The following is a 21,579-nucleotide window of genomic DNA, read 5'->3' on the forward strand; positions in this document are numbered from 1 at the left end:
TTTTGTATTGAAAAATATTTGTACCATGCATGCGTTGGAAAAGGAGAAATTGCCCCGCCTCTCTTTAGGAGAAGGTAGAAATATGGTGACACAATTATTGGTCGTTAATCTTACCATTTTTGTTTTCCTGCTGTTTACGCTGGTGATTTACAAGATGGAAGATGTGGGAGAACCGCGGTTTCACCAGGACATCATGACCTGGCTCAGGCTTCCGGCAGACGGCTCCCGGTTTTTATCCCGTCCATGGACACTGGTCACGTCCCTGTTTACACATATTGGCGTATGGCAGGTATTCAGCAACATGGTGTGGCTGTGGTGCTTTGGCACTTTTATGCAGCACCTGGCCGGCTATCAGCGGATATTGCCTTTATATCTTTTTGGAGGCATCCTGGGTAATCTGTTTTATGTAGCTGCCATGCAGCTCATCCTGTCTTTTCACGTGGTGGCCGGCAGTGAATACGCGCTGGGGGCAGCAGGCAGTATTATGGCGATAGCCATTGGTGTTACCACCATTGCACCCCGTTTCCGCATATTTCCTCTGCTGGCCGGAGGTATTTCCCTCTGGATCGTCACCGTGCTGTTTGCCGTACTTTCTATAGGATCGCTGATGTTGTCATCTCCCTATGGTTATACCTATATCCCGGTACTGGCTGGTGGCGGACTGGCAGGATGGATCTATATGACCCAATGGAAAAAGGGCAACGACTGGGGCTCGGGCTTCAACAAACTGACCTTCAAACTGACCCATGTTTTCCATCCGGCTTCACAACGCGTCAACCCCGATGATTTTAAAAAAAAGGCGAATCCATCTGATCCCGAACAGCAGCCTTTCAAACGGGTTGGCAAAGTACCGGAACAACGATTAAATGAAATTCTTGATAAGATAAATGAAAACGGCCTGGCGTCTCTTTCTCCCGATGAAAGAGAAACTTTACTCAGAGCAAGCCGGCCAGAATGAAAGCACGTTGAATTACGAATTACGATAAATAAGGGATGATAAATTCATCACCATAATTCGTAATTTGAAATTCGCAATTGCTTGTATCCCTATGCTACAAAAAATTTCAAGCCGGATTTTACTTTGGAGCAGTATCGTGTTGGCCACTGGCCTGTTACTGAGCGCCTGGCTTCCTTATCTTAATCCCGGTAAATTCTGGGTAGCCGGTTTTTCCGGTTTTTTCTTCCCCATATTATTTCCCGTTTGCCTGTTATTGTTACCTCTCCTGTGGTGGTATAAAATGAAAATGCCGTTGTTGCTGTGTGGTATTGCCCTTTGCTGTGCTATTCCTGCAGCCCTGGTTACCTGGAGCTTTCACCCGGTAAATGCGGGTGAAGGTACTGTAGCCAACAGTTTTACGTTGATGACGTATAATAGCAGCAGCATGGGATTGGTGGCTTACAAAACGGAGGAAGCCAGGGTGGCAGCTATCTATGACATGATCCGTAAGGCAAGGCCCGGTATTCTTTGTATGCAGGAATTTTACAGCAACGACCAGGCCGGCAGGGAGCACCATATAGACAGTATTATGCGGACGGGTAATTACGGCTGGCACTATTTTACCTGTGATAAAACCCACTGGAATACCTGGTACTACGGCATCTCGCTGTTTTCGCGTTATCCTATCCTATCAGCATCTTCCATTCCATGCGGGAAGAGTTCAGCGGGCAGCGGCAGCAGCTTCCTGCAAGCCGACCTTGCAATAAATGGAGATACCATCCGTATATTTTCCGTACACCTTACTTCGTATATGTTTAATAGTGAGGACTACAATAACATGAGCGCACCGGGTAGTTCAAGCCTGATCTATAAAATGCGGTCCACCTTTGAGAAAAGGTCTGCACAGGCGCTTCAGCTGGCGGCGTTGGTAGCTGAAAGTCCCTACCCGGCTATTGTTTGCGGGGATTTTAATGATACACCGGTATCTTTTACCTACAAAACAGTTAGCCATAATATGAAGGATGTTTTCCTGGAAACCGGTAATGGACTGGGGCGAACCTTGTCTTTTCTATCGCCTACCCTGCGGATCGACTACCTGCTGGCACAGCCATCCTTCAGTATCCACAGCGGCGGGGTTTTACAGATACATCCCTCCGAGCATTTCCCGGTTATGGCCTGTCTGTCGTTGAAAAAACACTAACTTTAGTACTTCAACAAAGTATGACGCGGTGCGATTTTTAAGACTATTTACGAAAGGATTTTTTTTGATCATCAACTTCGCCGTGGTATTACTTTTCCTGGCCGCCTGTATGGCGCCCTATATTTCACCGGCATGGTTCTGGCCAATCAGTTTTATCACACTGGCTTTTCCGTTCCTGCTGGGATTGTTGGTAATATTCCTTATCGGGTGGCTGTTTTTTAGTTATCGTTATGCCCTATTATCACTGATCGCCCTGTTACTGGGATGGAAATCCATCAGTGCCTTTGTAGCCTTTCACATGCCTTCCGGCAACAAGGCAGTTAAAAGTGGGAACAGTCTTAACATCATGAGCTACAACGTAAGCCAGTTTGGATTATACCGCGAAAAGGACAGTAAATACAACCGGCAGGCGATGTTCGCCATGATCAAAAAACAGGAGCTGGATGTTGCCTGCTTCCAGGATTTTTATACTTCTGAAAAGAAAAATGACTTTAACAACCGGGAGGATATTTCCCGGGAGATGTCATTGCCTTATCGCTATTTTTCCAGCGACTTTAACCGCGATGGCATGCAGCACTGGGGGTCTATTATTTATTCCCGTTTTCCCATTATTGCATCCGACAAGGTGAAAATGAGCATGGGACCAAGAAGCGAAAGCCTTATTTATGCAGATATTGTAAAGGACAACGATACTATCCGGATCATTAATATGCACCTGGAATCGTACCGGTTTGATAAAAAAGATTATTCTGCCATCCGGAAAATCCGTAACCAGGAAGACACCGGGCTGATTGCCACGAAAAGCATCATTCAAAAAATGCGGGAAGCGTATATCCGCCGCAGTCAACAGGCCGACATTGTGGGGGGATTTATCCGGCAGAGCCCCTATCCTGTTATCGTTTGCGGCGATTTTAACGATACGCCCGCCTCTTATACCTACTTTACCATTAAAGGCGACCTCCAGGACGCTTTTCTGCAAAAAGGTTTGGGAATAGGACGTACTTTTACGGGGCTGGCGCCCACATTGCGGATTGATTACGTTTTTGTGAGCAACCATTTTAAGGTAAACAGCTTCCGGAAAATCATTTCAGACCTGTCTGATCATTATCCTGTAATTGCCAATCTGAGTTTAATAGGCAGCGGAAAAACGGAAGTAGAAGTAAATAAATAACTGTAAAACCATTATGAAAATGTATAATACATGTATGGCAGACCGATGTTGTTCCGGTAGATTATCGTACCCGGAAAACAATTTTTATCTTTGCCATCCATCAATAAAAAATAAGATGTCAGGCCCCGGCACAGCCGGATGACATCTGTCATTTACAGCATATGTCAGAACTCAGGATATACAATTCATTACACCGACAGAAAGAAGTATTTACACCACTGCACCCGGGCCACGTAGGCATGTATGTATGCGGACCTACCGTATCAGGCGAATCGCACCTGGGTCATGCCCGCCCTTACATTACCTTCGACGTGGTATTCCGCTATTTAAAGTACCTGGGTTATAAAGTGCGTTATGTACGCAATATTACCGATGCCGGCCATTTTGAGGAAGAAGGTCGTGCAGCGGAAGATAAAATTTCAAAATTTGCCGTACTCGAAAAGCTGGAGCCAATGGAGCTGGTACAGAAGTACACCAACCTGTACCACTGGGCCATGCTGCAATTCGGCTGCCAGGAACCCAGCATAGAACCTACCGCAACCGGCCATATCATAGAACAGATAGAAATGATCAAAACGATCATGGAAAAAGGCTATGCGTATGAAGTAGACGGCAGCGTGTACTTCGACGTAAAAAAATATGCCGCCAACTATGACTATGGTATTTTGAGCGGCCGTATCCTGGAAGATATGCTGGAAACCACCAGGGAACTGGAAGGTCAGGACGATAAACATAACAAGGCTGATTTTGCCCTCTGGAAAAAGGCGCCGCCGGAGCACCTTATGCGCTGGCCCAGCCCATGGGGAGAAGGTTTCCCGGGATGGCATATTGAGTGCTCTGCCATGAGCGCCAAATATCTCGGCGGGCAGTTCGATATTCACGGTGGAGGGATGGACCTGCAGTTTCCGCACCACGAGTGCGAAATTGCGCAGAGTGAAATCGCCCACGGAGAAATGATGGCGCGCTACTGGATGCATAATAACATGATCACCATCAATGGTCGCAAAATGGGGAAGGCATACAACAACACCATTAAGCTGACCGAAATGTTTACCGGCAGTAATCCGCAATTGGAAAAGCCGTACAGTCCCATGACCATCCGTTTCTTTGTATTGCAAACCCATTACCGTGGCACACTGGACTTTTCCAATGAAGCCCTGCAGGCCGCGGAAAAAGGATTGCAGCGGTTATGGGCGGCCTATGAAACATTGCAGAAGCTGACCTATAGCAGCAACGGCGAAGGTATCAATGAAGAACTCGACAACCAGGTGCGCACCTGGTGCCAGGAATGCCCTGAATTCATGAACGACGACTTCAATACCGCCAAAGTGCTGGCTAACCTGTTTGAACTTACACCGGTGATCAATTCCCTGAAAGGCGGGCAGATAAAAATGCACGAAATCAGTGAAGATACTTTTAATGGGTTACAGCAAACCTGGAAGACTTACCTGGTAGACATCCTGGGGATTCAACAGGAAACGGTGAGCGGCGAAGACAACAAACTGGATGGCGTGTTACAGATGCTGATTGAAATGCGTAAAGAAGCCAAAAGCCGTAAGGACTATGCCACTTCAGACAAAATCCGTAATGAATTATTGTCAATTGGCGTACAACTGAAAGATGAAAAAGATGGTTCTGTTTCATACAGTCTTCAATAAACTAAATATTCGGGAAGATAATGCGTAAAGCTCTTATTACGCTGACAGCGCTGGCCATACTGACCGGCGCCTGTCAGCAGAATGGCCAGACAACAGATAATAACAACGACAGCACCGGTGAAGGCAAGGTAGCCAAACTGGAGGTACCTGTACCTGCTTTCCAGGCAGATTCAGCGTATGCCTATACCGCCAAACAGGTGAGTTTCGGTCCAAGGATTCCAAATACACCGGCACAGGAAAAATGCGCTGACTGGCTGATTGGCAGTCTGCGCTCATGGGCCGACACCGTGTATGTACAACGCACTACCGTTACCGCGCCCGGCAATCTGAAACTCCCCTGCATAAACATCATTGCCAGCTTTAACCCGGCTGCCAAACAACGCATTTTACTGCTGGCGCACTGGGATACGCGTCCCTGGGCGGATGAAGATGCCTTTGACAAAAAGAAGAAGCTGGATGGTGCGGATGATGGCGCCAGTGGCGTAGCCGTACTAATGGAAGTAGCCCGGCAGTTCAAACTCCAGAAACCTGAAGCAGGTGTAGATATTTTGCTGGTAGATGTGGAAGATTACGGTTCCAAAAGTGATGAAAATTCTTTTTGTCTGGGTACCCAGTACTGGGCAAAAAATCCGCATGTGCCGGGTTATAAAGCAAACTATGGAATCCTGCTGGATATGGTAGGCGGCCGTGGCACACAGTTTTATATGGAGGGATCTTCCAAGCAATATGCTGCTGCGCAGATGAAAATGTTCTGGGATGTTGCCAATAAACTGGGCTATTCGGATATGTTCCGGTATGAAAACAACGGCGCTTATATTACCGACGATCATATTCCGGTAAATACCATCGCGAATATTCCAACATTTGATATCATTGCATTACAGGCGAATAATGACTTTGCGCCGCACTGGCATACACAGAACGACAATATGGACGTGATAGACAAGAAAACGCTGCGGGCAGTTGGTCAAACGCTGCTGCAGGTGATCTATACGCAACCGTTCAATTACTAGTAGCGAATGGGTATTCCGGGGTGAAGGATGATGTGATGTATTAACTAAAAAACAGTTTATGCCCAGATCAGCAGGTACTCCGGAAGCCACGCCGGTACATTACCAGGTGCATCTCAGCAGGGATAAAAAGCTGCAGAAGATCATTGATGGTCCTTTAACGGAACTGACTATACGAAAAAACATCTGCCTGAAGCTCATTGGTTCCATTATGAGTCAGCAGTTATCCACCAAGGTGGCAGATGTGATCTATTCCCGTTTCCTGGACCTTTACGGCCGCCGGGAACCCACCGCCAGGCAGATCCTTGACACGCCCGCTATTACGCTGCGGGGCATTGGCTTATCCAACGCCAAGGTGACCTATGTACATAACGTGGCAGCGTTTGTGATTGCGGAAAAACTGACGGACAGCAAGCTGAAAAAAATGGGCAATGATGAAGTGATTGCTTATCTCACGCAAATCAAAGGTGTAGGCAGATGGACAGTGGAAATGCTGCTGATGTTTCACCTTTGCCGGGATGATGTATTTGCAATGGATGACTGGGGCTTACAGCAGGCCATGATCAAGTTATACAAACTGGACCGGGAAGATAAAAAGGCCTTCCGCGATCAGCTCCGCAAAATATCGGATAAATGGGCGCCTTACCGCACCCATGCCTGTCGTTACTTATGGTCCTGGAAAGATAACACACCGGATAAATAACACACATATACAATGCGTAGCGCTTACCTACATTTGTGATATGAATGCGCAGGGAAGTTTCTTCAATGATCGGGATGCAGCTACTGAGATTTCATTACTGAATGGAGAGCTGGTCTATTATCCGCAGTTTTTTGATACTGCGGAGAGCGATAATTGCATGCGGATGTTAACCGACACCATTGCCTGGAAACAGGAATCGATGAAGATGTATGGACGGGAAGTTTTATTTCCCCGTTTAATGGCCTGGTACGGCGATGCTGGCAGTTCCTATGCATTTTCCGGGAATGTGTTTACTCCACAGCCCTGGACACCTCTCCTGGCGCAGATCCGGGACCGTATTACACCGCTATGCGGCCAGTCATTCAACAGTGTATTACTGAACCTATACCGTAACGGCAACGACTCCATGGGCTGGCATGCCGACAATGAACCGGAGCTGGGTGCCCGCCCTGTAATTGCCTCGGTTAATTTTGGCGCCACGCGTCGCTTCCTGCTGCGTTACAAAGATGATCGCAGCCGGAAGTATGAACTGGCACTACAGCATGGCTCCCTGTTGATTATGAAAGGCACACTACAGCAATATTGGGAGCACCAGGTGCCGAAAACAACAAAAGTATCCACCGGAAGAATTAACCTCACCTTCCGATTCATCAACCCTTAAAAAGAAGATATCTTATGAAAAACCTCGTTTTATTAATCGGAAATGACATCAACAACATTTCCCGCGGACAAAGCTGGAAGGATTTGCTGCAGGATGTTATCACTTTTTGTCACGCGGGCGACTGTGTACAACTGGACGATAAAAAACCCTTCCCCTTACTGTATGAAGAAATATTTTTAACTGCCAGCAAAAACCATAAAATCCGCGAAAGAGACCTGAAGTCATTTATCGCCATCAAAGCTGCTGAAATCCAGGGCAACAGCATACACAGCGCCATCCGGGCCCTGAGACCGGCGCATATCCTTACCACTAATTATGAATTTACGCTGGAAGGCAGCACACCACTCGAAAATACCAGCCTGATCAACGAAAAGTTTTACAGCATATTCAGACGATATAGAGTGGGAGATACCAACTACTGGCATATTCATGGCGACTGTCTGAACCCGATGAGCATCAATCTCGGCTTTGAGCATTACGGCGGTCAGCTGCAGTTGATGCGTAACTACGTGGTAAGTGGTACGGTATATACATCCAAAGAAGTACCCAAACCCTCCCTGTTAAGACGTATACACGCCAAAGAAGTATATTTTCATTCCTGGATTGACCTCTTCTTTACCGACGATATACACATCTTTGGCCTGTCACTCGACTTTGTGGAAACAGACCTGTGGTGGCTGTTGACCTACAGGGCCCGTCAGAAATTCCATCACAAAAATGTGCCGGTGCACAACAAAATATATTACTATATCCCGGAAGAATATGTGGCAGCATCTAAATATAAACTGGATCTGCTCACAGCTAACGATGTGACTATTATTGCTTTACCGGGAAAAGACAAGCTGGCCTATTATGAATCTATTGTAAAAGGCTTGGGTAAAACGCCTCAATCCAGCTTCCATGGCTGCGAAAGCAGGTAATGATTCCATAAAAGCGAGACTGGCAGCGTTTTTGCAAAATATGGGCCATTCCAACAAAAGGCACAACCTGATGGCGCTTTTTGTTGTTAATTATTAAAATCTATATTTTATGTTATTGGAACTAGCAATCACCTTCGCCACCACCTTTATGGCCCCGGTACAGAACAAGCAACAACCCGCAAAAACACAGATCATTTATGTAAAAGAGTCAAAGGAACCCTGCACAGGAGTAGCACCCATGGAATGCCTGCAGATAAAAGGCGTAAACGATGCGGACTGGTCTAACTTATACACCAACATCAATGGCTTTAAATATACTCCCGGCTATCGTTATAAACTAAGGGTGCGAATTACCCAGATCAAAAACCCGCCGGCAGATGGCTCTTCTCTTAAATATACTTTAACCAAAGTGCTGGAGAAAAAAAGAATCAGCAGCAGCAACCAGCTGGCAGCTGTTACCGGCAAAAAATGGGTGCTCGTTAAAATGGATGATGCCGATGTTACCGATGGCAAAATATGGATGGAATTCGACGCAGGTAAAAAACGGATCTATGGTAAAAGTGGCTGCAATAACATGATGGGCGGCTATTCCAGCAGTGGCAGCAATATTACTTTTTCCAAAGTTGCCGGCACGCTGATGGCCTGTCCGGATAATGATGTGATGCGCAGAGAAGGCGCTTTTATACAACACTTAGGCGATCAAACTTTTAAATATGAAGTGGCAGGTCCCTTAGTGAACCTCGTAAAGGATGGCAAAACAATACTACAATTCCGTTTGGAAAATAAAGATGGCGGTAAAAACACCGCCGGCAGCAAGGAAACCGTTGCCGGAAAAAAATGGGCATTAACCCAAATCAACGAAGGCACTGTCAGCAACTCAGGCATATGGCTGGAATTTGATGCGGCAAAAAAACGCTTCCATGGAAAAGGCGGCTGCAACAGCATTTCCGGCGGCTACACTACCAGCGGCGATAAGATCACATTTACACAAGCGATAAGCACGCGCATGGCCTGCCCTGATGCAGATGTGATGCACCGCGAAGCAGCGTTTCTGAAGTTAATCAGCGATAACACTTATCGTTATGATGTAGCGGATCAAACATTGAACCTCTATAAAGACGGAAAAATTGTAGTGATGTTCGGGATGCAGGAGAAGTAAAAGAACAACTATTCCAACACTACTTCTCCCCTTTCATTCAATTCCCAGAAAGGATTATGCGCTACTTCAAACAAATGTCCGTCAGGATCGCGGAAATAGCCACTATAGCCACCCCAGAATACGTCCTGTGCCTGTTTTATAATATCGGCGCCGGCGTTTTCTGCGAGTTGCAAAACAGCATCTACTTCCGCCCGGTCCCGGGCATTATAGGCGAGGGTAATCCCGCTAAAACCACTGCCGGCAGCCGGTACCTGGGCATCTTCTGCTAAACTTTCCCTGGGATAAAGTGATAAAACGATACCTCCCAAAGAAAAAAAAGCAATGCCTTCCTGGCTGGCGGCAGACCGTTTCCAACCCAGTCCCTGTTCATAAAATTTCAGTGAACGTGAAAGATCATGCACACCCAGTGTGATCAATGTAAGCCGTTGTTCCATACGTTTCCTTTTGTTATAAACACAAAATTAGTACAGGAAAATAATCGTCGTTTGTAAAAAAACGACCATCATCGTTGCTGGTATCCGCTGGGACTCTCGCCTGAAAACGCTTTAAATTCACGGGTCAGATGCGCGTGATCATAAAATCCATTGTCCAGCGCCAATGATAACAAATGAGTATGAGATTCCGTTTTCAGCTGTCGCCTGATTTCCAGGAAACGAACAATGCGTGTGAACGTTTTAGGAGATACTCCCACGGATTGCAGGAAATGTCTTTCAAAATTACGGGTGCTCATATAGGCGCCGGCGGCAAGCGCAGCAACAGGTATCTTTCCCTGTGCCTGCTGAATTAACGATATACTGTGTTGTATTTTCCTGAAATTATTATGCGCTGCGGGTAAGCGTTGTAACAAAAAATTCTCGATGCAATGAATTTTTCCGCGCACCGAAATCTCTTTTGCCAGCAAAGGCTCCAGCGTTGTATGCCAGTCGGCGGCCGTTTCCTTCAGAGATAAATGTCCATCTGTAATCAGCTGTAATGGCAACCCGGTGAAGGCATTCAACCCGCCGGCACGAAACCGGATGCCGAGCATAGCGGTATTAGCGGGCATCTCCGAATCCTGGAAGGCGGTCATGGTGCCTACCACAAAAGCAGTATGCGGTGCTATCTGTTCACCATCGGCAACAGCAATAACATCTCTGCTGATATTAAATATAATATCGGCGCAGGTGTCCGGCAAAATGCGTTGCCGGCTGTGTTGTGTAACCGCAGCAACCCAGTAGGCATCTACATAAGCAGCCAATAAGGGATGCGGGTTTATCTCCCGGTACATACAACAAGTGTAGGCAAAAAATATGACATAAAATACAATGGGTAGATGATCTTAAAAGACCTCTACCCATTACATTTAACTCACACTCTTTTAGATACTGGCAGATACCTGAAAAATGGCTGCTACCAGGTTGGGATGATATTCAAATAACATAGCATTGGAAGTACTATTTCCTACTGCTACTACCACCGGAACGGTGGCTGCTTTTTGCACGGGTACCTGTACCAGCAAATAGTTACTATCTGCCCGTAAAACCTGTGCCTGCACGGTTCCGAAAACAACCTTATTCAGGCTTTTATCTTCGCTAAAACCATGGCCTTTAATGATGAGAAAATTACCGGCATTTCCTGCTACGGTCACCACTACTTCTTTACTTTCGTTCTGGTTAGGGGAACAAGCCACCATAGCTGCTATCGACAGCATAAGGGCTACCACAAACATTTTACAATGTGTCATCTTATTTCATTCTTTTTGGGGGGTCACAAACCCTGTTACAAATAATTCACCGGGGTTAACACTATTGCAATTGCAACTCTTATCAGCAACAGTATATATTCGGTATTCAAACGGACGCAAATTTACGACGTATCTTTCAAAAAAAAGACAAGTATCCTAACTTTATTTTTAAAATGCGTAGAATTACGTAAACGGATATATGAAGTTGCGGGACCATTTTTTCAGTTTACCAGATCCCCAGCACTTTCCACCAGCCGCCTCCTATACCCATCCAGATAATGATCAATGCGATACTCAATATAAACCCGCATTTCCACCAATCTTTCAGATCCACATAAGTGCTTCCGAAAAATACCGGCGCAGGGCCATGCCCGTAATGTGTAAGTGTGCCAAAAATGCCACCGCAGAAGCCCAGCACCAATGCCAGTAATGTACCCGGTATACCTACCGAAATACCGACTCCCAGGAAAGCCGAATACATGGCCGCCACATGCGCAGTGGCGCTGGCAAAAATGTAATGACTGTAGAAATACACCAGTACAATGATAGGGAAAGCCACCGTCCATTTCATACCGCCAACCTGTTGTTTGATCAGGTCGCTGAACCAGGGAATAAAGCCCAGTGTATTCAGGAAACTTGCCATCATTACCAGTGCTGAAAACCATACGATCGTATCCCAGGCTCCCTTTTCCGATTTCACGTCTTCCCAGGTCAATACCTGTGAAATGAGCAGGAATACCAGGCCTATCAATGCAGTAGAGGTCGCGTCTATCCCAAAGAGATCGCCGGTAATCCACAGCAGCAACAGGATAAAGAATGCCAGTAGCATCAGCCATTCATTCCGGTGTACAGGCCCCATTTCCTTCAGCTTTTCCGAAGCCATGGCAGGCGCATCGCCGGTAGACTTCAGCTCCGGCGGATATATCTTATACAGTATCCAGGGCACGGCGATAACAGACACCAGTGCCGGCAGTATGGCCGCTGTAAACCACGACATCCATGATATTTCTATACCCAGGTTTTTCGCAAACTTCTGACACATGGGATTACTGGCTGTACCAGTTAAAAACATGGAAGAAGTGATCAGGTTCATATTGTAACTGTTCAGGGTAAGGTATCCACCCAGTTTACGATGGGTGGCCGGCTCATCAGGCATAGAACCAAAATTCATTGCCATAGATTTCATGATGGGGTAAATGATTCCTCCACCCCTCGCCGTATTGCTGGGTACTGCCGGCGCCAGTACCAGGTCTGCCAGGCCAAGTCCATAGGCCAGGCCCAGGGAGCTGCGCCCGAATACCCGGATAAAAAGATAGGCTATCCGCTTCCCCAGCCCGGTTTTAATAAATCCCCTGGCAATAAAAAAGGAAATGCCGATCAGCCATATTACCTTGTCGCCAAAGCTGCTAAGGGCCAGCGTAATCGATTTTGCCGGGTCGCCCGGGGCCAATACCCCCGACACGGCTACCAGTGTAATCGCCATCATAGACATAGTGCCCATACTGGCGGCTTTCATAATGATGCCCACAATGGTGGCCAGGAAAATAGCCAACAGGTGCCAGGCCTCCGGTTTTACGCCCGCCGGCGCCGGTATAAACCAGATCAGCAGCCCAATAGCCACGGTAATTAACAGTTGCGGATACTTGATTTCTTTCATATTAATGGCCTTTATTAAAATCTGCATTGTACCTGTACAATCAACAGGTTGCTGTTATGTGTTTTGGTACCCGGAATATCTTTATTGTACTGATCGATCTGCATTCCTAACTGAATACGACCGCCATAATCTTTCAGAAACGCGAGGCTTATCATTGGAATGTACGACTGTCGCACATTACCGTTATGACGCTGATCTTCATTAAAATATTCGTACCGCATAGAAAACTCTATGGATGTTAACTTGTGATAGTTGATCTTATAGCGGAAATTAGGAAGCACGTATACCCCGCCCATGATATATTTGCCAATGGGATCTTTCCGTAAACTGTCTGCCATACCGTAATACAGCTGATGGTTATTCCCTCTTTTATACTCCGATTGCAGCTGCAGATCCCATTTGGGCGCTAGTGGAATTACACCGCTCACATCTACCCCTAACGCATATACGCTTTGCTTTTTTACAGCGCCGAAGCCCCCGTTGAGACCGAAAGATAATTTATTCATATCGCCGAACTCCAGTCTTGCTGTTCCAAGCTTGCCGTTGTCATTGTCTGATGGCTGGTTGCGGTTATTCCCGTTCACCACTGACAACGCATATTTCACAGGCACTTTACTGTCTTTATTAAATGCGCCAAACATAGATACTCCTATCTGGAAGCTTTGCCAGCCATTGCTGCCAAAGGCATAGTACTGGTTGGAAAAATCCATGGACTGGATGATATCTACCGGGTAGAGGTCTTCCAAACCAAAAGAGGGCCGGAATTGTCCTACGGTAAAATTAACCGCATCGTTCCAACGGTAAGAGATGTAGGCATTTTCAAGCACTTTGCCTTTGGTATCTCCGGAAAACTCCGCCAGGTTAATCAATACAGCAGCTGTAAAGCGGTCACTTACCTGTGCTTTGGCCTGCAAACGGGCTCTTTTGATGCTGAAGCTGTTTCTTACCACTTCATCCGCATTGGCTTGATGCGTACCATTTACATCCACTTCTTTCATCAGCGAAGCGGTATACCGGGCCTGGAAAACGCCACCAAAGGATATCTTCTTTATAAATCCAATAACAGGATGTAAAGAAGAATCTTTTACAGTACTGTCTTTCCCGGCCGCCACGGGCCGCCAGGCGTATGTTTTAATGGTGATGCTGCAAAGCATTAATAAGATAACAAAGCGTAAAGTTCGTTTATGCATGCACGGTTGTTATAGGATTTTTAGATAGATGGCCTATCCGGATAACATCACGGCTTACAGAAATGTTCATAGTAGCCGAAGGCAGAAAGCAAAAAGCCATTGTGCACGAGATATAAGCGAATTACGCGCTTGTCTCGTGCACAATGGCTTTTTACTTTCTGCCTTCGGCTATCTATTTCACCAGTTTCAGTTCATCGATAATATTTTTTGCGCCACCGAGTTTTTCGATGCACCATAATACGTAACGTACATCTACGCAGATGGTACGGTTGTATTGGGAATCGAACTGGATTTTATGGCTGAGCGCCTCGTAATTACCATCAAAGGCAAGCCCGATCAGTTCTCCGTTTGCATTGATCACGGGAGAGCCGGAGTTCCCCCCGGTGATATCGTTGGTGGTAATAAAACCTACTACGATATCGTTGTGCTTAGCGTCTTTATACTGACCGAAATCCTTCTTGTTGTAGAGATCCAGGTAGTTGGCAGGCAGATCAAATTCGTAATCGCCCGGTACATATTTCTCTATCACACCTTTCATGGTCGTTACGTAATCGTAATGCACCGCATCGCGTGGCGCATATGGTTTTACCTGACCATAAGATAAACGCATAGTGAAGTTAGCGTCGGGATACCTGTTGGCGTTGGGATTCATCTGCATTACACCTTTCAGGTAAATACGGCCGAGATCATTATTTTTAGCAACAAACTGGTTGTATAAAGAGAGATATTTACCTACGTAATTTTTAATAAATGCGCTGGCGTAAGCAAACGCCGGGTCATTCTGCAGGGTTATTGCGTCGGGATTGGCAACAAAAGCTTTCCATTTAGCGTCATCAAAAATAAAGGTGTTGTTCATTAAAGCAGCTGCCCAGATGTTGTAGGTTTTATCTTCATCGAGCGGACCAAATTTTTCTTTCAGGCCCTCATAAAAACCTATTGGTTGCTGATCTTTCACGATGTCTGTATAGAACATATGACAGGTAGCGGCGAGGATTTTCTGATCGCTGGGTTTATTTTCACCTTCCAGGAAAGCGGTGCGTGCCTTGTCGGCCGCTTCCACGGCTTGTTTAGCAGCATCTTTTGGTGCGCCGGGAGTAACCAGTGCCCTTTCTACTCCCATCAAAGAAGCGGCAAATGATGCTACCGGGGAGCCAAGGATGCCTTCGTTCACGTAAACGCGTTGCTTGGCGTATGGCGTCCATGCTTTATAGGAAGCTTCGTAGTCACGCAGGATGTTTTCAAATTCAGGTTTACCCTGTGCCCATTTGGCAAATGCGGCTTCCTGTTTTTGTTTATCGGCTAAAACACCGTGCTTTTCCAGCTGTTTTGTTTCGCCGTCAAAAAATTTCCAGTAGTTGGCGATACCCGCATAAGAAGAAGCCAGCTGCAATTTTACCGCAGGGTCTTTCTTCATTTGTTCAAACATCGCTTTCAGTCTTACATCTCTCAGGTTAACCAGGAAAGGGTTTTCGATAGCCGTTTTCAGCTGGATGCCATAAGACGTTTCATAACGGTTGGTACCGCCGGGGTAGCCAAATATCATGGCATAGTCGTTTTCCTTTACGCCTTTGATTGATACCGGCAGGAAATGCTTTGGCTTCAGGGGCACGTTATCTGCAGCATAGGGAGCGGGTTTACCATCTTTACCGGTGTATACGCGGAAAATGGAAAAATCGCCGGTATGACGGGGCCATTCCCAGTTATCGGTATCTCCGCCAAATTTACCCACGCTTTCAGGAGGTGTTCCTACCAGGCGGATATCTTTATAGCGTTCATATACAAACATCAGGTACTGGTTGCCTTTGAACATGGGTACTACTTTCGCTTCGTAGCCGGTGTTGGCGGTAGCTTTGGTAATGATATCACCGTATACCTGTTGTTCTTTCTTAGCCCTGTCGGCGCCGTCCAAACCTTTCAGGGCTTCTTCCACTTCTTTGGTTACATCTTCCACTTTAATGAGGAACTGTACAGACAATTGGGAGGAGGTGATTTCCTGTTGCTTATTTTTTGCGTAGAATCCGTTTTTCAGGTAGTTGTGTTCTACGGAGCTGGCAGCTGCAATGGCGCCATAGCCGCAGTGATGGTTGGTGAAAATGAGGCCTTCGCTGCTTACAATTTCTCCCGTACAACCACCGCCAAAAATAACGATAGCGTCTTTCAGGGACGCCTTGTTAATACTATACAACTGTTCCTTGGTCAGCTTCAATCCTTTCTTCACCATGTCGTTGTATGTTTGCTGCCCCAATAAATAAGGCAACCACATGCCCTCATCTGCTTTAGCCCACTTGATACTTACGCTAAGCAATAAGAGCAAAACCAGTAATTTTTTTCTCATATTAAGTCAGGTTTTGTTTTTAAGGACCTCAAACCTAGCTATTTTTTTGTTACCAGGCGCAGGTATAGGTACCAGTGGCGCTGTTATGTGATAATTATTTATATATTAACATCGTGTAAATAGAAAAACTGGAATATGTTTTGATAAGGGGGTACAGCCGGAAGGCGTGCCAATATTTTATATAACTTGAGAAAAACTGAAGGAGCATGAAAAAAATATTTTTGATAATAGGCGTTGCCGCTTTTTTTGCCTGCAATGAGAGTAGTACTCAGGAGGAGAAAAAAGAGCAGGCAAAGGAAGATCTGCAAAAGGCAGCCGAGGATATTAAATCTGCTGCCAGCAGTACCGGTGATTATTTATCCGAGCAAAAGAAGCAGGCAGAAGATGCCATCCGGGAACGCATCAGCGAAATAGACCAGACCACCAAGGAATTAAAGAAAGACGGGGACGAAAAAAGTGAGACGGCCCGCAAAAAACTGGAAGCGCTGAAAGCCCAGATGAATAAGAAACTGGAAGATGTGAAGAGCAGCAGTGCCGATACCTGGGACAGTACCCGGGCAGCGGCCGACCAGCTGATGAAAAAATCTGATAAAGAGTGGACAGATTTCAAGCAGGATTTTAAAGATCTGTTTAAGAAAGATTAAACAGACTGCGGTATCACTTCAAAATTCCGCAATCCTTGTTCCTTGAACATTAATCTTGTAATTTTACCCGGCTTAACAGATTTAAATTTGCTACTTTCTTATCATCAGGATTTATTAACAGAAGCCGGCTGCGACGAAGCCGGAAGGGGATGCCTGGCGGGTCCGGTGTTTGCGGCGGCAGTAATACTGCCTAAAAAATTCAGACACCCTTTGTTGAATGACTCAAAGCAAATGAAGCCGACAGACCGGGACAAGTTAAGGACCGTGATTGAGAAAAAAGCGATCTGCTATGCAGTGGCGAGTGTGGATAATGTGGAAATAGACAAGATAAATATATTGAAAGCTTCTTTTAAGGCCATGCACCTGGCTTTGGAAAAGCTTCATCAGCAGCCCGAGTTCATATTGGTAGATGGCAACCGTTTTTATGCATACGGCAATACTCCACACGCCTGTATTATACAGGGCGATGGTATATATGCCTCCATTGCAGCGGCTTCCATTCTGGCCAAGACCTACCGCGATGAATATATGCAGCAGTTACATACTGCGTATCCTCATTTCGGATGGAATGTGAATAAAGGATATCCAACGAAACAACACCGTGATGCAATCCGGGAATTTGGCGATACGCCTTACCACCGTAAAACATTCCGCCTGTTGCCGGAGCAACTGGAGTTGGATTTTTAAAACATGTAACCATTAGCTTTTGCTAAGTGTATCGAAATCATCGCTGCATTTACTAACCGCTAAAAGCTGGTTCATCTTATCCTTATTAATTTTGCCCTTATAGGGAACAATTATGCTAAAGCAGACACAACAGCAAAAATTATTACAGAAGCTTTCGCCTCAGCAAATTCAGTTAATGAAATTGCTGCAGGTGCCTACTGTTAACCTGGAGGAACGAATCAAAGAGGAACTGGAAGAAAATCCGGCGTTGGAGTATGGAGAAGAAGCCGGAGAGGACGAGTTTAAAGAACAGGAAGAATTTGAAACGCCTTCAGAAGAAGATGAATTTGAGCCGGACGGTAGTGAAAATGAGTACGACAATATTGATATTTCAGAATATGTAAATGAGGGAGATGACGAGGTAGCGGACTACAAACTGCGCGACGATAACTATCCCGATCCTGACGAAAGTAATAAGACCATCCCTATCCGGGTAGAAACTTCTTTCCATGAACATTTACTGAGCCAGCTGGGCATGCTGGAGCTGGACGATCACCAAAACGCCATTGCCGAACATATTATTGGCAGCATCGACGATGATGGCTATCTGCGGCGGGAAATCAGCTCTATGGTGGATGATCTTTCCTTTTCACAGAATATTGATACCACAGAGGAAGAAATCAATTCCCTTATTAAAAAGATCCAGGACTTCGATCCGGCGGGCGTATGTGCTACAGATCTGAAAGAATGTTTGTTGTTACAGTTAAGGCGTAAGCCGCAGGACGATTCCGGCGTACATAATGCCTACCAGATCCTCGAAAACTATTTCGACGAGTTTACCAAGAAGCATTACGAGAAGATACAGAAAGCCCTGGGGCTGACAGACGAAGGACTGAAAGAGGCTATCACGCAAATTATCAAGCTCACCCCCAAACCGGGCGGCAATTTTGCTACGCTGAATAAAGCGGAAAGCTATGTACTGCCCGACTTCTTCATATTAAACAATGCCGGCAAACTGGAGCTGACCCTCAATTCACGCAATGCGCCAGACCTCCGTATTTCAGGTGGTTACCGCGAAATGCTGAAGGAATATGACCGTGGCGATAAAAAAGATAAACGCCAGAAAGAGGCTGTTTTATTTATTAAGCAAAAGATTGATGCCGCCAAATGGTTTATAGATGCCATTAAACAACGGCAACACACGTTGCTGTCCACCATGGAATCTATCATGGATTACCAACGTGAATTTTTCCTTACGGGAGATGAAACTACGATGAAGCCGATGATCCTGAAAGATATCGCGGATCGTACGCAACTGGATATTTCCACCGTAAGCCGTGTAGCCAACAGTAAATATGTGCAAACGGAGTTTGGTACCTTTAAGTTGAAATTTTTCTTCTCTGAGTCGTTGTCGACCGACAGTGGCGAGGAAGTATCCACCAGGGAGGTAAAAAAGATTTTATCGGATCTTATTGAAGCGGAGAACAAGCGTAAGCCGCTGAGCGATGAAAATCTGACGAAGATGCTGCAGGACAAAGGATACAATATTGCCCGCCGTACGGTGGCCAAATACAGGGAGCAGCTGAATATTCCGGTAGCCCGTTTACGTAAAGAATTATAAGAAACTATACCATGCAAGAACAAGCTGTTTTAGACCGGAACGGAAACTTTCACGACAGGCCGGAATTTTCACCCGCAATGCGATCACTGGCCCAGGCTATTTCCTACCTCACTCATCCGCTGTTCATCCCGCTGCTGGTAACATTCCTGGTACTGGAGTCTATTCCTGAATATATGGTAGCATTTAAGGTGCAGAGCAAACGTTTTGCCTTTGACATGCTTTATTTCAGGGTGGCTATTATCAGTATCGGTTTCCCGGTACTGACGCTGCTGCTGGCGAAAACGCTGAAGTTTGTTTCTTCTATATATATGAAAACCCAGCGTGACAGGATCATTCCCTATGTGGCCATGATTACCTATTACTTCTGGGCGTTTTATACTTTTCAACAGGAAGGCGCGGCGCCGAAGTTCTATACCGCTTTTTTCCTGGGTATTTTCCTGAGTATCTCCATTTCATTTGTATCGAATAATTTCATTAAAACCAGCATGCATACCGTGGGCTGGGGAGGCGTAATCGGATTCCTGTTCTCGTTGATGTGGGGAATGCATATGAATGTAACCACTCCCCTGGTAATTACCATTTTTATTGCGGCTATTGTAGCTACTGCACGCATGGTGCTGGAAGCGCATACCCCCCGTGAAATCTATATCGGTTTTTTTATCGGCATTATTTCCCAGCTGGCAGCCTGCTGGATACTGGTAAAATAGCCAATACCCACCATTCTATTCCCTCTTCCCCGTCGGATACACCGCGCAGGGAACAGGGAGATTAGAATAAAGAATGGCGAATAAGAAAAATTTTTGGGGTTTAACCTCGACCGCTCACCGTATCACTTACGCACATTGGATGCAAGGCCGCAAGGCAGGCTAACAAACAACTTTAACAAACAGTAGGGGGATTAACTTCAACAACTAAACTTGACAGTACAAAAGTCAAACATTCTCCGCTGATACTCAAGCGTATAACTACGCTTTTTAAAAATGCAGTAGAATTCTCATATAGGTCGGCGCAAAATTATTTTTAGTCTTTTGTTGTTACGCATATTCAATGCGTAATGGGTTCGCATCTTTGTTGTGCCATTGCGGGTTAACCCCTTAAAGATAAAAGCCTCCGGGTTTGAAAGGAATCCGGAGGAAACAGAGAAATACTACTTTATTTAGCATTGAAAAGAAAATGCTAAAAAATTTAGGAAAATAAAAAATTAGATCATAACTTAGCAATCCAATTACATGCTTTCTAATTGTGATCAGCTATCTTTTAAATTTGTAAAAACATTAATGATATGTCTACAGCCAATGCAGAAAAACTGAAGGCCCTGCGCCTCACAATGGACAAGATTGAGAAAGATTTCGGTAAGGGATCTGTGATGATGATGGGTGAAAAAGCAGAAGCACCGATGGAAGTAATTTCTACGGGTTCTCTGGGTCTTGATATCGCACTTGGAATTGGTGGTTTGCCTAAAGGAAGAATCATTGAGATATATGGACCTGAGTCTTCCGGTAAAACAACCATTGCAATTCACACTATTGCGGAAGCACAGAAAAAAGGCGGCATTTGCGCCATTATAGATGCGGAGCATGCTTTTGACAGCAGCTATGCAAGAAGGCTGGGAGTTGACGTTGATTCCCTGTTAATATCACAACCGGATCATGGTGAGCAGGCGCTGGAAATAGCAGATCGCCTGATCCTTTCCGGAGCAGTGGATGTAGTGGTAATAGATTCCGTTGCAGCCCTGGTACCAAAAAGTGAGCTGGAAGGTGAAATGGGTGAAAGTAAAATGGGATTACAGGCCCGTTTGATGTCACAGGCGCTGCGTAAGTTAACGGCTACCATTGCCAAAACAAATTGCTGCTGCATATTTATTAACCAGTTACGTGAAAAGATAGGTGTTATGTTTGGTAATCCTGAAACGACCACCGGTGGTAATGCGTTGAAATTCTATGCATCGGTAAGGCTGGATATACGCCGTATGAGCCAGATTAAAGATGGTGACGAAGCGGTTGGTAACCGTGTGAAAGTGAAAGTAGTGAAAAATAAAGTGGCGCCTCCATTCCGCCAGGCCGAGTTTGACATTATTTATGGTCAGGGCGTGTCCAAAATGGGTGAGGTCATTGACATGGGTGTTGAATACGGTGTTGTACAGAAAAGCGGTAGCTGGTTCAGCTATGACACCAATAAGTTAGGTCAGGGCCGTGATGCAGTAAAACAACTGCTGATCGACAATCCTGAACTGGCAGCAGAAATCGAAGCAAAAATAAAAGTGAAGATTCAGGAAAAACAGGATGCTGAATAAGTAACGCCCGGCCGGAAAAGAATAAAAGCC

Annotated in this window: 20 protein-coding genes; 14 read left to right on the forward strand and 6 right to left on the reverse strand. The window is 45.7% G+C overall.

The window, feature by feature from the left end; genetic code table 11:
* Positions 1-25: 25 nt before the first annotated feature.
* The 9 genes from KE626_RS00355 to KE626_RS00395 all read left to right on the forward strand — a co-directional run bounded on the left by KE626_RS00355 (position 26) and on the right by KE626_RS00395 (position 9,420).
* Positions 26-958: a rhomboid family intramembrane serine protease gene (locus KE626_RS00355; RefSeq protein WP_211970783.1), complete on the forward strand. Its 933-nt coding sequence runs from the start codon at positions 26-28 to the stop codon at positions 956-958.
* Between the two features lie 91 nt (positions 959-1,049).
* Complete coding sequence (locus KE626_RS00360; RefSeq protein ID WP_211970784.1) at positions 1,050-2,138, forward strand: endonuclease/exonuclease/phosphatase family protein; 1,089 nt, start codon at positions 1,050-1,052, stop codon at positions 2,136-2,138.
* 64 nt (positions 2,139-2,202) lie between these two features.
* Complete coding sequence (locus tag KE626_RS00365; protein WP_211970785.1) at positions 2,203-3,309, forward strand: endonuclease/exonuclease/phosphatase family protein; 1,107 nt, start codon at positions 2,203-2,205, stop codon at positions 3,307-3,309.
* Positions 3,310-3,470: 161 nt separating this feature from the next.
* On the forward strand, positions 3,471-4,967 hold the full coding sequence (cysS, locus tag KE626_RS00370) for a cysteine--tRNA ligase (RefSeq protein ID WP_211970786.1): 1,497 nt from the start codon (positions 3,471-3,473) through the stop codon (positions 4,965-4,967).
* A gap of 20 nt (positions 4,968-4,987) precedes the next feature.
* Positions 4,988-5,980, forward strand: a complete 993-nt coding sequence (locus KE626_RS00375) for a M28 family peptidase (protein WP_211970787.1) — start codon at positions 4,988-4,990, stop codon at positions 5,978-5,980.
* A 58-nt stretch (positions 5,981-6,038) separates the two neighbouring features.
* On the forward strand, positions 6,039-6,680 hold the full coding sequence (locus KE626_RS00380) for a DNA-3-methyladenine glycosylase family protein (RefSeq protein WP_211970788.1): 642 nt from the start codon (positions 6,039-6,041) through the stop codon (positions 6,678-6,680).
* The gene (locus KE626_RS00385; RefSeq protein ID WP_249207176.1) at positions 6,631-7,341 is read left to right on the forward strand and encodes an alpha-ketoglutarate-dependent dioxygenase AlkB family protein; all 711 of its coding nucleotides are present in this window, start codon (positions 6,631-6,633) and stop codon (positions 7,339-7,341) included. Before KE626_RS00380 ends, KE626_RS00385 begins: the two co-directional genes overlap by 50 nt.
* 14 nt (positions 7,342-7,355) lie before the next feature.
* On the forward strand, positions 7,356-8,261 hold the full coding sequence (locus KE626_RS00390) for an SIR2 family protein (RefSeq protein ID WP_211970789.1): 906 nt from the start codon (positions 7,356-7,358) through the stop codon (positions 8,259-8,261).
* Between the two features lie 109 nt (positions 8,262-8,370).
* Entirely contained in the window at positions 8,371-9,420 is a 1,050-nt protein-coding gene (locus KE626_RS00395; protein WP_211970791.1) for an META domain-containing protein, read from the forward strand.
* 8 nt (positions 9,421-9,428) lie between these two features.
* Here KE626_RS00395 and KE626_RS00400 read toward each other — a convergent pair whose 3' ends face one another.
* The 6 genes from KE626_RS00400 to KE626_RS00425 form a co-directional block, all read right to left on the reverse strand.
* Positions 9,429-9,854, reverse strand: coding sequence for a VOC family protein (locus KE626_RS00400; RefSeq protein WP_211970794.1), 426 nt, complete (start codon positions 9,852-9,854; stop codon positions 9,429-9,431).
* Between the two features lie 68 nt (positions 9,855-9,922).
* Entirely contained in the window at positions 9,923-10,687 is a 765-nt protein-coding gene (locus KE626_RS00405) for an AraC family transcriptional regulator (RefSeq protein WP_211970796.1), read from the reverse strand.
* Positions 10,688-10,777: 90 nt separating this feature from the next.
* Positions 10,778-11,143 carry an IPT/TIG domain-containing protein gene (locus tag KE626_RS00410; protein WP_211970797.1) on the reverse strand — a complete coding sequence of 122 codons (366 nt, stop codon included), beginning with the start codon at positions 11,141-11,143 and terminating at the stop codon, positions 10,778-10,780.
* A 226-nt stretch (positions 11,144-11,369) separates the two neighbouring features.
* Complete coding sequence (locus KE626_RS00415; protein ID WP_211970799.1) at positions 11,370-12,800, reverse strand: anion permease; 1,431 nt, start codon at positions 12,798-12,800, stop codon at positions 11,370-11,372.
* A 14-nt stretch (positions 12,801-12,814) separates the two neighbouring features.
* Positions 12,815-13,990: a porin gene (locus KE626_RS00420; protein ID WP_211970801.1), complete on the reverse strand. Its 1,176-nt coding sequence runs from the start codon at positions 13,988-13,990 to the stop codon at positions 12,815-12,817.
* Between the two features lie 172 nt (positions 13,991-14,162).
* The gene (locus KE626_RS00425) at positions 14,163-16,325 is read right to left on the reverse strand and encodes a S46 family peptidase (RefSeq protein ID WP_211970802.1); all 2,163 of its coding nucleotides are present in this window, start codon (positions 16,323-16,325) and stop codon (positions 14,163-14,165) included.
* Positions 16,326-16,531: 206 nt separating this feature from the next.
* On the opposite strand from KE626_RS00425, the gene KE626_RS00430 reads away from it, so the two are divergent.
* The 5 genes from KE626_RS00430 (at position 16,532) to recA (ending at position 21,549) form a co-directional block, all read left to right on the forward strand.
* Entirely contained in the window at positions 16,532-16,969 is a 438-nt protein-coding gene (locus tag KE626_RS00430) for a hypothetical protein (RefSeq protein WP_211970803.1), read from the forward strand.
* 87 nt (positions 16,970-17,056) lie between these two features.
* On the forward strand, positions 17,057-17,656 hold the full coding sequence (gene rnhB, locus KE626_RS00435) for a ribonuclease HII (RefSeq protein WP_211970804.1): 600 nt from the start codon (positions 17,057-17,059) through the stop codon (positions 17,654-17,656).
* Positions 17,657-17,768: 112 nt separating this feature from the next.
* Entirely contained in the window at positions 17,769-19,256 is a 1,488-nt protein-coding gene (gene rpoN, locus KE626_RS00440; protein WP_211970805.1) for an RNA polymerase factor sigma-54, read from the forward strand.
* A gap of 11 nt (positions 19,257-19,267) precedes the next feature.
* Positions 19,268-19,963 (forward strand): hypothetical protein, encoded by a 696-nt coding sequence (locus KE626_RS00445; protein WP_211970806.1) that lies wholly within the window; start codon positions 19,268-19,270, stop codon positions 19,961-19,963.
* Between the two features lie 575 nt (positions 19,964-20,538).
* Entirely contained in the window at positions 20,539-21,549 is a 1,011-nt protein-coding gene (gene recA / locus KE626_RS00450) for a recombinase RecA (protein WP_211970807.1), read from the forward strand.
* Positions 21,550-21,579: the final 30 nt, after the last annotated feature.

The sequence above is a fragment of the Chitinophaga hostae genome (assembly GCF_018224885.1).
Lineage (GTDB): Bacteria > Bacteroidota > Bacteroidia > Chitinophagales > Chitinophagaceae > Chitinophaga > Chitinophaga hostae.